At 40.3% G+C, this 12,812-nt stretch carries 13 protein-coding genes; 6 read left to right on the top strand and 7 right to left on the bottom strand.

Translation table 11 applies throughout. From position 1 onward, the window contains the following. Positions 1-23: 23 nt before the first annotated feature. The 3 genes from ACE01U_RS14200 (at position 24) to ACE01U_RS14190 (ending at position 2,016) form a co-directional block, all read left to right on the top strand. Positions 24-380: a YbjQ family protein gene (locus ACE01U_RS14200; protein ID WP_119063175.1), complete on the top strand. Its 357-nt coding sequence runs from the start codon at positions 24-26 to the stop codon at positions 378-380. Between the two features lie 3 nt (positions 381-383). Then, complete coding sequence (locus tag ACE01U_RS14195; RefSeq protein WP_395579789.1) at positions 384-821, top strand: YbjQ family protein; 438 nt, start codon at positions 384-386, stop codon at positions 819-821. Between the two features lie 160 nt (positions 822-981). After that, on the top strand, positions 982-2,016 hold the full coding sequence (locus ACE01U_RS14190; protein ID WP_395579788.1) for an agmatine deiminase family protein: 1,035 nt from the start codon (positions 982-984) through the stop codon (positions 2,014-2,016). A 79-nt stretch (positions 2,017-2,095) separates the two neighbouring features. Here ACE01U_RS14190 and ACE01U_RS14185 read toward each other — a convergent pair whose 3' ends face one another. Further along, positions 2,096-2,902, bottom strand: coding sequence for an SDR family NAD(P)-dependent oxidoreductase (locus tag ACE01U_RS14185; RefSeq protein WP_110974400.1), 807 nt, complete (start codon positions 2,900-2,902; stop codon positions 2,096-2,098). A gap of 12 nt (positions 2,903-2,914) precedes the next feature. Further along, complete coding sequence (locus ACE01U_RS14180) at positions 2,915-3,589, bottom strand: hypothetical protein (RefSeq protein WP_110974404.1); 675 nt, start codon at positions 3,587-3,589, stop codon at positions 2,915-2,917. A 183-nt stretch (positions 3,590-3,772) separates the two neighbouring features. Here ACE01U_RS14180 and ACE01U_RS14175 point away from each other — a divergent pair, with 183 nt between their 5' ends. Beyond that, the gene (locus ACE01U_RS14175; RefSeq protein WP_395579787.1) at positions 3,773-6,667 is read left to right on the top strand and encodes a valine--tRNA ligase; all 2,895 of its coding nucleotides are present in this window, start codon (positions 3,773-3,775) and stop codon (positions 6,665-6,667) included. A gap of 57 nt (positions 6,668-6,724) precedes the next feature. Continuing rightward, positions 6,725-7,297, top strand: a complete 573-nt coding sequence (locus tag ACE01U_RS14170) for a toll/interleukin-1 receptor domain-containing protein (RefSeq protein ID WP_314369714.1) — start codon at positions 6,725-6,727, stop codon at positions 7,295-7,297. A gap of 17 nt (positions 7,298-7,314) precedes the next feature. On the opposite strand, the gene ACE01U_RS14165 is transcribed toward ACE01U_RS14170, so the two are convergent. The 5 genes from ACE01U_RS14165 to ACE01U_RS14145 form a co-directional block, all read right to left on the bottom strand. After that, on the bottom strand, positions 7,315-7,929 hold the full coding sequence (locus ACE01U_RS14165) for a TIR domain-containing protein (protein WP_395579786.1): 615 nt from the start codon (positions 7,927-7,929) through the stop codon (positions 7,315-7,317). After that, entirely contained in the window at positions 7,919-8,512 is a 594-nt protein-coding gene (gene thcA, locus ACE01U_RS14160; protein ID WP_395579785.1) for a Thoeris type III anti-phage system protein ThcA, read from the bottom strand. Before thcA ends, ACE01U_RS14165 begins: the two co-directional genes overlap by 11 nt. After that, a complete protein-coding gene (gene thcB4 / locus ACE01U_RS14155) occupies positions 8,497-9,678 on the bottom strand; it encodes a Thoeris type III anti-phage system protein ThcB4 (protein WP_489752747.1) in 1,182 nt (393 codons plus the stop codon). The genes thcA and thcB4 overlap by 16 nt, the downstream gene beginning before the upstream one ends. Before the next feature lie 87 nt (positions 9,679-9,765). Further along, entirely contained in the window at positions 9,766-10,788 is a 1,023-nt protein-coding gene (locus ACE01U_RS14150) for a molecular chaperone DnaJ (RefSeq protein ID WP_395579784.1), read from the bottom strand. A 160-nt stretch (positions 10,789-10,948) separates the two neighbouring features. After that, a complete protein-coding gene (locus ACE01U_RS14145) occupies positions 10,949-11,710 on the bottom strand; it encodes a ferredoxin--NADP reductase (RefSeq protein WP_086208140.1) in 762 nt (253 codons plus the stop codon). 85 nt (positions 11,711-11,795) lie between these two features. Between ACE01U_RS14145 and gigC the strand changes: the two genes are divergently transcribed. After that, entirely contained in the window at positions 11,796-12,674 is an 879-nt protein-coding gene (gigC, locus tag ACE01U_RS14140; RefSeq protein WP_086208141.1) for a LysR family transcriptional regulator GigC, read from the top strand. Positions 12,675-12,812 lie beyond the last annotated feature (138 nt).

Below are 12,812 nucleotides of genomic sequence, written 5' to 3'. Positions count from 1 at the left end.
CTCACTTTTAAATAATGGACATTATGCTTTTAAGTAACCTTGAGTCTGTACCTGGACATACGATTTCTCAGCAACTGGACGTGGTTTATGGCAGTACAGTTCGGAGTAAACATGTCGGACGCGATTTTCTGGCAGGCCTGAAAAATATCGTCGGGGGTGAACTCACGGCCTATACTGAACTTTTAGAAGAATCACGCCAAGAAGCCATGAATCGTATGATTGCAAAAGCACAAGGCCTAGGTGCAAATGCCATCGTAGGAATTCGTTTTTCAACTTCAAATATTGCCCAAGGTGCATCAGAATTATTTGTGTATGGCACTGCCGTCCGTGTCACACCGTTAAACAACCATCTCCCCGATCCATTTCCAACACAGGCCTAAACGATGGAAAGTTTAATTTTCCAACTGCTGATTTTTGCGGTGCTGTTTAGCGTCGGTTTTGGTTTTGGTCGTTATAACGAACGCAAACATTTGGCGGAACTTGAACAGAATGAAAAGCGACTTGCCTACATCACTGTGGGTAATCTGCGCAAAGTGAATTTTGCACAGTCTGGACACATGATCAGTAGCAATGTGGTGATTTCACATGATTACTTCAAATACATACTGGCCACTGTGCAAAACTTTTTGGGCGGTCGGCTGACCAGTTATGAAAGTGTGGTAGATCGTGCCCGTCGTGAAGCTATTGTCCGACTTAAGCTTGAAGCAGAAAAGCACGGCGCAACACACATCGCTTGTATTCGACTGGCGACTACAGAAATGGGAATGCAAGGTGGTATGGTCGAAGTCTTTGCTTATGGGACCGCCATTCAAATTCCTTAAAAAGCGACTATGAACCAATCCTCCATTCACTAAACTCAAACAGCATGAGTGCGCAAAATCGCTCATGCTCGATCACCTTCTATCGTACAGCTAGAGCATAATTCTCTACACTGAACAAATAAAAATGGACTTCACCTACACTGTAAATAGGTCACAGATAATGAAATCTTTAGCACTAAAAATAAGTATGGCTGTACTCAGCATGATCCCACTTATAGCCAAAGCTGAATTAATTGTACTGGCATCCCCTCAAAGTAATGATGCTTACTATGCAAGAATGATTGATGATATTTTCGATTTCCACGTCGATTATGCAAAAAAAATTATTAAAAACGGAGACAATGTCGTTGTTCTGACAGACAAACAGCTCTACCCCGACTATGTCAAAGCCTTGGGAAAAAAGCATGTAGCAATCGCACCGATGCATGACATTTGGATGCGTGACTTCACCAGCGCCAATCCAGCTCAGCCCGTCATATTTCGCTACACGGCCGCAGGACAAGGTGGGGCTAAAAAAGGTCAGGCTATTTCAGATGAAGTGCAGGATGAATTTAAATACTACAGTCAAAAAGCAGGCTTACAGTTTACTCAGACCAAACTGTTGAATGATGGTGGTAATTGGGTGGAAGATGGTTATGGCAATGTCGTCCTCAGCACCAAGTTTTTAGCAGATAACAAGTTAACCGAAAACGAAGCGCGTAAGAAACTCATGGCACTGACAGGAGCCAAACAAATTGCATTCATTGAAGCCGATGAACAAGGCGGCTTGGAACATGCGGACGGTGTGGTCAGTTTTGTCGACCAAAATACACTGGTAATTAACTCCTACCCTGAAGATCCCGACTATGCCAAGCAGCTTAAAGCAGATCTAAAACGCGGCATTCCTAATGTCAAAATTCGTGAAATCATCACCCCTTATGATGGCAGTGAGATTTATGATGAAAAGTTTGGTTCTGCATGTGGCTTATACACCAACATGCTGGTCACACCTGAGCGGATCTACTTCCCGCAATTTGGCATTAAAGAGGATGCTATCGCTTTAAAGCAAATTCGTAGCGTTACCAAACGTACCGTGATTCCAGTACAGTCTGCGAATGTCTGTCATATGGGCGGTGGCGTGCGTTGTATGTCTTGGCAAGTGCGTGGGAAAAATGCGGAATTATTTTTAAATTATTTAAATAAAATCAGTAAGTAAAAGTCTGATCCCAAACTATATCTATAAGAAAACATCAATTCAACGGGCAGGGAACATATTTCTCCCTGCCCGTTTCACTTTACTTCACTTTCATCTTACGAATCATTTTATACAATGTTTTAGGTGATAAACGAGACACCAGAACACCCATTTTCTCCTTACGTCCACCGACTACGATATATTCTTCACCTTTCAGCAAAGCACTTACTACGGTTTGCGCAAAAATATCTGGTTCTAAACCATTTTCAATCGCTTCATCTTGATGACCTTGCGGTTTACCTGCGCCATTTAAAGCATTAAACGAGACATTGGTTTTAACAAAACCTGGGAAAATCACCGATACATCTACGCCCTCATTGGCCACTTCGGCACGTAGGCTATTTGCCCACATGTGAATAGCAGCCTTGGCCGCTGAATAACTGGCACGATACTGCGTCCCCAATAAACCCGCCACACTTGACACAAAGGCAATACGACCTGATTTTTGTGCTAAGAATGTCGGCAGAACTGTTTTGGTTAAAAACACTTGCGAGAAATAATCGACTTCCATAATTGCGCGTTCAGTTTGCATGGTCGTGTCGGCAATCAAGGCACGTTGACTTAAACCGGCATTATTAATCAGCCAATCAATCCGACCTTTTTTCTGGAGTACTTGCTCATAGGCATGACGCACCTGCGTCTCATCGGTAATATCCGCACAAATAGAAATGTGTTGATCTGGATTAAGCAGCCCAACGCGGACTTTTTCGAGTTCATCCAAACGTCTTGCCGTGAGTACGACCTCAGCCCCCTGTAAGGCACATTCTTTAGCCAGTGCTTCCCCTAACCCTGAAGATGCTCCTGTAATCCACACCACTTTCGCATCTAAACTGTTTAACTGTGCCATGTCCTTATTGCCTCATACCGAAGTTTTATTTGTAGGTTGATCATTTAAAAAAGTTAGAAAATGATCAAAATATTGACTCATCATCTGCGCATCATAAATACGACCTAATTTGTCAAAGCGTTTATAACCCAATTGAGTGGTAAAACTAATCACCCCATTAAGTGTTTTATCCACCACTACATTAAATTTCAACATTTTCTTCGGTTCACGGATCAAACTGGTCACCCCCTGATCCACAATTTGAGTAAATGCTTTTAAAGCAGGTGATACATATTGATTATTGCCTTTATCCATCTGCTCCGCACAACCCAAAAGCTCATTCACCAAAGTCTTTTCGACAGGATAACTTAGAAAATGGGTTCCTTCAGCATCGTACATCATACGATCTAAATAATTCACCATAGGCGTTAGGCGATCATTAGAAAAAAAGGAGACAGACCACGGCATGTACTTACGCATCGTATCCACAATCTGCTTGATGACTTTTTCCGACTCTCCATCGCCCGAAGTTGAGAGTCGGGCTAAATCCCCAAAGACCTGATCAATTACTTCACACGAAATATCTGCTAGAACTTCACCGAGTGGTTTTGCTAAATTTTGGCTTTCGCCTGCATTGAGCTGTTGATGAATATGGGTAAAGCGCTGGTGAGTTTCGGGTTTTAATTTTAAAGAAATTTGATAAGTCATCGTGATCCCCCCTTTTTTTGATTTTTACTGCGAACAATGCGCACTCTAGGTGTAAGCACATCATAAAGCGCTCTGCTTCATGTCGCAATTGCTAGATCAACGCATTTGCTTTACATGCCCCCATTTACGATTTCTTTGCTACAATAGATGCAATTTTTTATCTACTTTTGAACTGTTTGAACTATGACTGATTCAGCGCAAAATATCGCTACAACTTACGATCCGACCGAGATCGAGAAAAAATGGTACCAAACTTGGGAAGAGCGTGGCTATTTTAAGCCCTCTGAAAAAGGTGAGTCATTTTGTATCATGATTCCGCCACCAAACGTCACCGGTAGCTTGCACATGGGTCATGGTTTTAACAATGCCATTATGGATGCGTTAACTCGCTACAACCGCATGTCAGGTAAAAATACCTTATGGCAGCCGGGTACAGACCATGCGGGTATTGCAACGCAAATGGTAGTTGAACGTCAATTGGGCGCTCAGGGTGTCAGCCGTCATGACCTCGGCCGTGAAAAATTCATTGAAAAAGTTTGGGAATGGAAAGAACAATCAGGCGGCACGATTACTCGTCAAATCCGTCGACTAGGTTCTTCAGTGGACTGGTCGCGTGAACGCTTTACCATGGATGAAGGTCTATCGAATGCGGTCAAAGAAGTGTTCGTTAAACTGCACGAAGACGGTTTGATTTACCGTGGCAAACGTTTGGTGAACTGGGATCCAAAATTACAAACGGCGCTTTCTGACCTCGAAGTTGAGTCAGATAAAGAAGAAGCAGGTTCATTGTGGCACTTCAAATATTTCTTTGAAGATAAAAACCTACGTACCCATGATGGTAAAGACCACATCGTTGTAGCGACCACACGCCCTGAAACATTGCTCGGTGATACTGCGGTTGCTGTGGCACTGGATGATGAACGCTATACGCACCTTGTGGGTCAGAACATCATTCTACCGATTACAGGTCGTGCTGTTCCAATCGTGAAAGATGAATATGTCGATAAAGAATTCGGTACTGGCTGTGTGAAAATCACGCCTGCTCATGACTTTAACGACTATGAAGTCGGTAAGCGCTGTGAATTGCCTATCATCAATATCTTCAACAAAAATGCAGAAGTATTGGCTGAGTTTGAATACATCGCGAAAGCGGGTGAGCAAATTTCTAAAACCATCCCTGCCCCTGCGGACTATATTGGTTTAGAGCGTTTTGCTGCACGTAAAAAACTGGTTGAACAAGCTGAAGTAGAAGGCTGGTTAGATCAAATCCAACCTTATACGCTTAAACCACCTCGCGGTGACCGTTCAGGTGTGATCGTTGAGCCATTATTGACAGACCAATGGTATGTAAAAATTGCACCATTGGCTCAACCTGCTATTGAAGCCGTTCAAGATGGTCGCATCAAGTTCGTGCCTGAACAGTACAGCAACATGTACATGGCGTGGATGAACAACATTCAAGACTGGTGTATCTCTCGTCAACTTTGGTGGGGTCACCGTATTCCCGCTTGGTACGATGCTGAAGGCAACATCTATGTGGGTCGTGACGAAGCTGAAGTGCGTACCAAAAACAACATCCCTGCTGATGTTGTGCTTAGCCAAGACGAAGACGTACTCGATACATGGTTCTCTTCTGCGCTGTGGACATTCTCAACTTTGGGTTGGACTGGCGATGCCAAGAAAGATGCGGAAAACTATTTCCTCAATACCTTCCACCCAACGGATGTATTGGTGACTGGTTTTGACATCATCTTCTTCTGGGTTGCTCGTATGATTATGTTTACGATGCACTTCATGAAAAATGAAGATGGTACGCCACAAGTTCCGTTTAAAACGGTATACGTTCACGGCCTAGTTCGTGATGGCGAAGGTCAAAAAATGTCGAAGTCTAAGGGTAACGTACTTGACCCATTAGACTTGATTGACGGTGTTGACCTTGAGACTTTGGTACAAAAACGTACTACAGGTCTGATGAACCCGAAACAAGCAGCGAAGATTGAAAAATCGACCCGTAAAGAGTTCCCAGAAGGCATTCAAGCCTATGGTACAGATGCAGTGCGTTTCACTTTCTGTGCGCTTGCCAACACAGGTCGTGACATTAAGTTCGACATGAAACGTGTTGAAGGTTACCGTAACTTTGCCAACAAAATCTGGAACGCAACCCGTTTCGTGATGATGAACTGTGAAGAGCAAGTGATTGGCACTGAAGTTCGCCAAGACCTTTGGGAATTGCCTGAACAGTGGATCGTAAGCCGTTTGCAAAAAGCCGAAGCTGCGGTACAACAAGCTTTCGCAACTTACCGTTTAGACTTGGCTGCACAAGCGATTTACGAGTTCATTTGGAATGAATACTGTGACTGGTATGTCGAACTGACTAAACCTGTTCTGAACGATGAAAACGTATCGGCTGAGCGTAAAGCTGAAGTTCGTCGTGTACTTCTTGCGGTGATGGAAGCATCTTTACGTCTGGCACACCCAATCATGCCGTATTTGACTGAAGAAATTTGGCAAACACTTGCACCGAAACTTGGTATTTCTGCTGAAACCATCATGCTGGCGCAGTACCCTGTTGCTAACCCTGAGCGTGTAAACGAACAGGCTGAAGCCGATATGCAATGGCTTCAAGGTTTGATTGGTGCGGTACGTAACATCCGTGGTGAAATGGGCTTAGGTAATGCACGTTTGTTGCCAGTTCTACTTCAAAACACCACTGATGCTGAAAAAGCACAGATCACCCGTATTGAAGCGTTGTTTAAAGCTTTAGCGAAAGTTGAAAGCATTACTTTCCTAAATGATGCTGAACAACCACCATTGTCTTCGTCTTCTGTTGTGGGTCATGTGTCTGTATTCGTTCCGATGAAAGGTTTAATCGACCCGAAAGCGGAACTCGGTCGCCTACAGAAAGACTTAGACAAAGTGCAAAAGCAGCATGACCAAATTGCAACTAAATTGGGCAATGAAGGTTTTGTGGCAAAAGCACCTGCGGCTGTGGTTGAAGGTGAAAAAGTTAAACTTGCTGAGTTTGCTGACCAGTTAGCGAAGATTAAAGCGAATATGGAGCAAATTGCAGCACTTTAATGCTTTCAAATGATTAATATTTAAACTAAAATCCCTTCTAATTAGAGGGGATTTTTTATGCGTTTTTTTACATTTAATGAAATGAAAGCTTATGCTGAAAGTGAAGCATCTCGCTTCAACATAAGTATGGAAAGCTATTTTAATGAATCTCTAAAACAACAAAATCTGAAAAATAACTTTGATATTTTTCTTTCACACTCTTCTAAAGATAAAACTCTAATTTTAGGTATCAAAAAATTTATAGAAGAAAGTGGCTACACCGTATACATAGATTGGGTAGATGATCCTCAACTTGATCGTGCGCATGTAAATGTAACAACAGCAAATGTGCTTCGTACAAGAATGAAACAGTCCAAATTTTTAATATATGTCGATTCAAATAATGCAACGACTTCCAAATGGATGCCGTGGGAACTAGGCTATTTCGACGGCTATAAGCCAAATAAAATTGGTATTTTACCAGTCAGATATAATTCAGAAGGAACATATACAGGACAAGAATATTTAGAGCTATACCCAAAAATTGAAAAAAACAGCCTAAATGCCCTTTATGAACTGAAATATTCTGAAATCAATGGAAAGTCATTTAGAACATATTTTTCAAACGGTTCAGGCGTGTCACTTATATGAACACACCTGAATAAAAGCTAAAAATTAACTCTCAAATTATATTTTTCTACATGGCTTTGCTTTTTAAGTGCTTTCTCAATCCAATTATCAAATTGACTTAGAAACTGAGCCCATGTGCAAGTAACAATATAGTCTTGCTCATATATACCGTATGAATAGGTTGGTTTAAGATTATTTTTATTCAATTTAATAATTTCAAAACCAAAACCGTAATTGTTAACATAATTATAGTTACCTAAATAATCAGGTAAAACTACTACTAGTATTGCATTTGGATTGCTATAACTTCCTTTTCTATTTTTAGTTCTCAATGAATAAGAAATTTCCCATGGAATCCATTGATCTTTTTCAGCAGGGTAAAAAGTTTTCATATTCGGAGAAATAAGAACAATAGTAATAGAACTATCAAAAATTTTATCTGCTAATTTAGAATAAATTGTTGATTCTTTAAAAGTTGCTAAAGACTCTCCGTCATTTTCGCCTTTATTAATATGACCATATTTAGGAAGAACCTTTTGCTGAATGATATCAACATAATGGCGTGGCGTTGTTTGATCCCAATATGGAGTGCTACTTAACCTTTGTACACTAGAATCTGCATATTTATATGAAATAAAAATCTTATTTCCCATCTACAATCCCCTGAAATAATTCGTCAAATAAGGGTAAATAACAAAAATCTCTTAATAATCTCTCATCATCAAACTTATCTTTAAAATATAAAATTTTTGAAGCTGCACCTGTTGATGCTATTGGAAAAACAGGCACATATGGATGAGTTTCTCTAAATAATTTATATTCATCTTCAACTCCCTCCATTCCTCCAATAAAAATAGCAGCACAGAAATCATTTTTAGTAATCATTTCTTTGCGCATTAGTTGCAGACTGGAAGCTTTATCATCTAAGGCATCCGTTCGAATAATTTTTTCAACATATTCATTTTCAGGTGGGAAAAATTCCGCAAAAAAATTAGATTGATATAGTGTGACGTGGTCTTCAACTTTTAACTGTTGTTTTTCCAAGACCAATTTAATTAATGGGGTAATAGAAGGATGACCTCCCCATATCAATTCTGCTTTCGGTAAAACTATTCTAGCTAGAGCAATCACAGCATCACGTATAGCAGTATTGTCAGCAGTATCAAAATATTTTGGATCTCTATCTGCTAATGGAATACTTGCCGATAAAAATATTTTTTTTAACTTACTAGCCATTCTGACACCTTACTAATTTCTTTGGTTTTTACTGGCAAATGCTCATTTAGCCAATTTAAATGTCGTAGCCAGATTTCTCGAATATGAATCTCATCATATAGAATGAAAATCTTATCTAGCTGATCTTCGTAAATAGCTTTAATGAGAGTTTGTGATTCTTCACAATTTAATGCTTTAGGCATACCAATCGCAGGAACGACTATCGATTTTTCACCATCTTTTTCAAGCTCGATAAATTTATGACTTGAAAGGGTTGCTGTTACGTTATATTTGTCAGCATAACGCATAAAGCTAGAGATCAAATTATCTTGTCGGGAAGCTAAAGTTCGAGCTCTTAATGATTCCGTAAATTTGACAATCTGTAGCAGACTCTCTTCTTTCAAATTAGCATTTTTATTTTCAAAATCATCATTAATAAAGTCTGATTCGTTTAGTTTAAATACCTCAGAAAGCTCTGTACCCGAGACTACGTCAAAATCTGGCCAAACTACTTGAACTAAACCTAATGAAGCTGCGTTAGCATTTGCAAGTTCCTGTTTTGTCCATTCACTTTCTAAATAGTTTTTTGTACTTAGGAGTACAACAACATCACTGTCAATCATTCTTTGCCATAACTCATCTTGAAATGGCTCAGATTTGCGAATTGAATGAGTATCAAGGAATACGTCAAAGTTGTGTTGCTCAAGATATTCATATAACTGAATTGCAACACCTGATGAATCACTACGTTTATAGCTTACAAATGCACGCCGCTTTGCCTTGAGTAAATTAAAAGCCTCTAATGCATTATTCACAACTTTTTCAATAGCCAAATCTATTGGCAACCCTAAAAGACTTAACCCATTATATTTTTGAATTAACTCAGGCACTAAATTGTTAAATTGTGATAAATCTTCATCAATCAATGGAAGTAATAAAGTCGCATCCATTACCAATTTATTAACAATGTCTTCATCTAAAAAACTTGTGTCAGTTCTTTGCCCCATGTAAATGCAAAATGCAGGATTTGCATCTGTATATTCTTCAAAATTATATCTATCAAGAATTTTAAAGAATGTCCTATCAATTCCTAATTCATCAATTCTTTCAAAAAAAACATCTTTAATTTTTGGAAGTAATCGATGATCAATTGCTCCCATAAGTATTAGTTGGTAATAGTGCTTCAAAGTAGCCTCTTTATTTTTGATAATTGATTAAACATATGTATGCATAAAGTTATTTTTCAAGACAAAGCTCCTATTATATTTAATTTTTTATAAAACCCCATGCTCCAACAACATCTCTACTCCACTCACTTTTTTCATATGCTTTAAACGCTCTTTTTCCCACTTCAACTGCTGCTTTAACTCAGCACAGTCCGCATCTATGGCTTTATAGACATCACTAATATGCACATGCTCCGCTTTCACTTTCTTCGCCAACTGAAAAAAATCTAAAATCTCTTCAATTTGACTTTCAAGTTGCTGACTTTGTACATCCAACGCCAGCTTATAAAACTTCACTTGCTCCACAGATAACTCTTTCGCGCCAACACCTTTATTTTGTTCAAGCTGTAACTGAAGTTTGAGTAAGTAAAATAAATCCTGCTCTGCATAGGCTTCATTGACCTTCTGCAAAAGTTCAGTCTTATCTAACTTCTTCGCTTCATCAGACTCACGGTCAGGGTGAATCATCGCGGTAATTTTTAAATATACGGTTTTCAAAGACTGCGCTGCCATTTTAACCGCTTGCTCACGTTTTTCTTGTTGTTTTAACTGCTTGGCACGTTCCCGCTTTGCTTCATACTGGGCAGAATCATATTCATAATTTTCCCAATCCACATCCACGTTTTGTTCTACCGTTTCAACGAGGTCATGACTTTGTATTGAGTTTGCTTTGGCTTTCTTCGAGCATATATGTTCTGCATGCTGTATATAGAAAGTATCCACTTTCTCTACCTGCTCTTTTTGAGCGGAAGTTAGCATCTGTGATTTTTTTAGCATCTTGGCTAAAACGGCTATTTTGGTGTCGATCTGCACCAAATCTAATTTGCTAAAGGCATCGCTGGCTAAATGATTCCACATAGTATCCAGCTGTGTAAACAAAACCGTATGTAATTCGCTATACACAGTTAAAAGCTTACTGCATGTATAGTTTTGAATGTCGGCTTGCGCATTTTGCCATGTTGCCAGTTCTTGTTTTTGTTGTTCAATGCGTTCAATCAAACGATTTAATTTTTTCTGCTGCGGGCTAAGCCTCACCTCTGGTTGAGCCGTCGTTTTTAACGCTGAAGACATAACCCATCCAACCCAGTGCAAAAGAGGAATTATAGCGCGATCTGAGCGTACAAGCAGTGATCTCTCTTTTAAGCCAAGTTTAAAATCTGAGTGATTCAAATGCTAATCTAAGAATAAAAAAAGCCCATCATTCGATGAGCATTTTATTAGCGAAATAGCTTTACCAATAGTTTTCGACCGCAATATTTCCTTCACCACGGCGATTCATAGTCAGGCCACGTGCTTTTAATGCCTCTTTGGTGTCTTCGACCATTTGCGGGTTACCACACAACATCACATGACTGGTTTCAGGATTCAAACTCAAACCAACTGCTTTTTCAAGCTCACCATTTTCAATCAGTACGGGTAAGCGGTCATGTAGTGGCGCATGCGGATCACGCGTAATAATCGGCACAAATTTAAAGCCTGTATGGCCCTCGCCAAAGGTCTCTGCAATTTCCTGAATACGTGTTGCATAGGCCAGTTCAGAAGCTGTACGTACGCTATAAACCAGTGTAATGCTCTCGTACTTCGACCACGTCTCAAAGTCTTGTAACATCGAAATAAAAGGTGCTAGCCCTGTCCCTGTGCCCAGTAACCATAAGTCTTTTGGTAGTGGCAACTGATAACGCGCCAAAGTCAAAAAGCCGTACGGGATCTTTTCAAGGTAGATGTCATCATCAACTTTTAAGTGTTGTAAATTTGAGGTAAAGGCACCTTCTGGCACCACAATCGAGAAAAATTCTAAAGTTTCATCAAAGGGAGAGGACACCACCGAATACGCTCGAACTACCAATTCATCACCCACTTTGATGCCAATACGGGCAAATTGTCCTGCGCTAAACTTAAAATGTGCAGGTCGCGTCATGGTGAAACTAAAAAGTGTATTGGTCCAACGGTGTACGGATAAAACCTTTTCTAGGCTAAATTTTTCAATTGACATGATTTCAGCGTGGCATCAAAGACGTTGCTCATGTTAGCATGACCACATAATTTGTTAATATTTTTTAAATGTTAAGGCTATATTCATGCGCATGACTTTACGCCAGTTGGCGGTTTTTGTAGCAGTTGCTCAAGAAGGCACAGTAACCAAAGCCAGTGATGCGGTTCGACTCACCCAGAGTGCTGCGAGTATGGCTTTAGCTGATCTAGAAGACGGTTTGGGGGCACCTTTATTTGACCGTCTAGGTAAGCGTCTTCAACTCAATGATCTGGGTCGTTTCCTGCTGCCACAGGCTTTAGAAATTTTGGGTCGCTGTGATGCTTTCGAGCAAGCCGCTAAAGGTGAGTTACAAAGCATTGATTTACGTTTAGGTGCAACTCTAACCATCAGTGACTACCTCATGCCTGACCTGATGGCTGACTTCTTACAAATTCAACCTCAAGCCCATTTACAGCTACAAGTTGGTAATACCCGTCAAATGATTGAGGCAGTGAATCAGTTCCAACTGGATTTGGCCTTGATTGAAGGCTCTTGTCACTTACCACAACTGCAATGCATTCACTGGCGTGACGATGAATTAGCCGTCTGCTGTGCACCCAACCACCCTCTTGCACAACTAGACCGTACTTTGACCGCAGATGACTTTAAATCGGTCGAGTGGATCTTGCGTGAAGAAGGTTCAGGTACACGTGAAGTATTTGATAATGCTATTTTGAAAGACTTGCCTGATGCCAATATCCGTCTGACCTTGGGTCATAATGAAGCGATTTTAAAAATCGTGGCGGGTGGTTTAGGGATGTCCTGTATTTCAAAACTGGCAACTGAACCTTTGCGTGAAAAAGGCCAGTTGGTGGTGCTTGATACACCGTTTTGGTCTCTCACCCGTCCACTGTTCATGTTGGTGCATCGTCAGAAGTACCAAGGCCCAGGACTCAAAGCTTTCATGAAGTTTTGCGAAAAATAACTAAGCAAAAAGCACCCGAAGGCACTGCTGTCCCATAGTTAGAGTTAAATAAAAAAACCTGAGTCCAAAGTAGTTAAAATATAAGTGCGAACAAACACTTCAACTACAAGGATTCAGGTTTTGTCACATCAGAATACT

The organism is Acinetobacter halobius, assembly GCF_044130335.1.
Lineage (GTDB): Bacteria > Pseudomonadota > Gammaproteobacteria > Pseudomonadales > Moraxellaceae > Acinetobacter.
The sequence above is the reverse complement of the archived record's forward strand: the minus strand, read 5'-3'. Positions and strand labels throughout refer to the sequence as shown.

Excerpts from the sequence above, each read along its gene's own strand:
- ACE01U_RS14200 (WP_119063175.1), top strand. The coding sequence starts at position 24 with ATGCTTTTAAGTAACCTTGAGTCTGTACCTGGACATACGATTTCTCAG.
- ACE01U_RS14195 (WP_395579789.1), top strand. The coding sequence starts at position 384 with ATGGAAAGTTTAATTTTCCAACTGCTGATTTTTGCGGTGCTGTTTAGC.
- ACE01U_RS14190 (WP_395579788.1), top strand. The coding sequence starts at position 982 with ATGAAATCTTTAGCACTAAAAATAAGTATGGCTGTACTCAGCATGATC.
- ACE01U_RS14185 (WP_110974400.1), bottom strand. The coding sequence starts at position 2,902 with ATGGCACAGTTAAACAGTTTAGATGCGAAAGTGGTGTGGATTACAGGA.
- ACE01U_RS14180 (WP_110974404.1), bottom strand. The coding sequence starts at position 3,589 with ATGACTTATCAAATTTCTTTAAAATTAAAACCCGAAACTCACCAGCGC.
- ACE01U_RS14175 (WP_395579787.1), top strand. The coding sequence starts at position 3,773 with ATGACTGATTCAGCGCAAAATATCGCTACAACTTACGATCCGACCGAG.
- ACE01U_RS14170 (WP_314369714.1), top strand. The coding sequence starts at position 6,725 with ATGCGTTTTTTTACATTTAATGAAATGAAAGCTTATGCTGAAAGTGAA.
- ACE01U_RS14165 (WP_395579786.1), bottom strand. The coding sequence starts at position 7,929 with ATGGGAAATAAGATTTTTATTTCATATAAATATGCAGATTCTAGTGTA.
- thcA (WP_395579785.1), bottom strand. The coding sequence starts at position 8,512 with ATGGCTAGTAAGTTAAAAAAAATATTTTTATCGGCAAGTATTCCATTA.
- ACE01U_RS14150 (WP_395579784.1), bottom strand. The coding sequence starts at position 10,788 with ATGTCTTCAGCGTTAAAAACGACGGCTCAACCAGAGGTGAGGCTTAGC.
- ACE01U_RS14145 (WP_086208140.1), bottom strand. The coding sequence starts at position 11,710 with ATGTCAATTGAAAAATTTAGCCTAGAAAAGGTTTTATCCGTACACCGT.
- gigC (WP_086208141.1), top strand. The coding sequence starts at position 11,796 with ATGCGCATGACTTTACGCCAGTTGGCGGTTTTTGTAGCAGTTGCTCAA.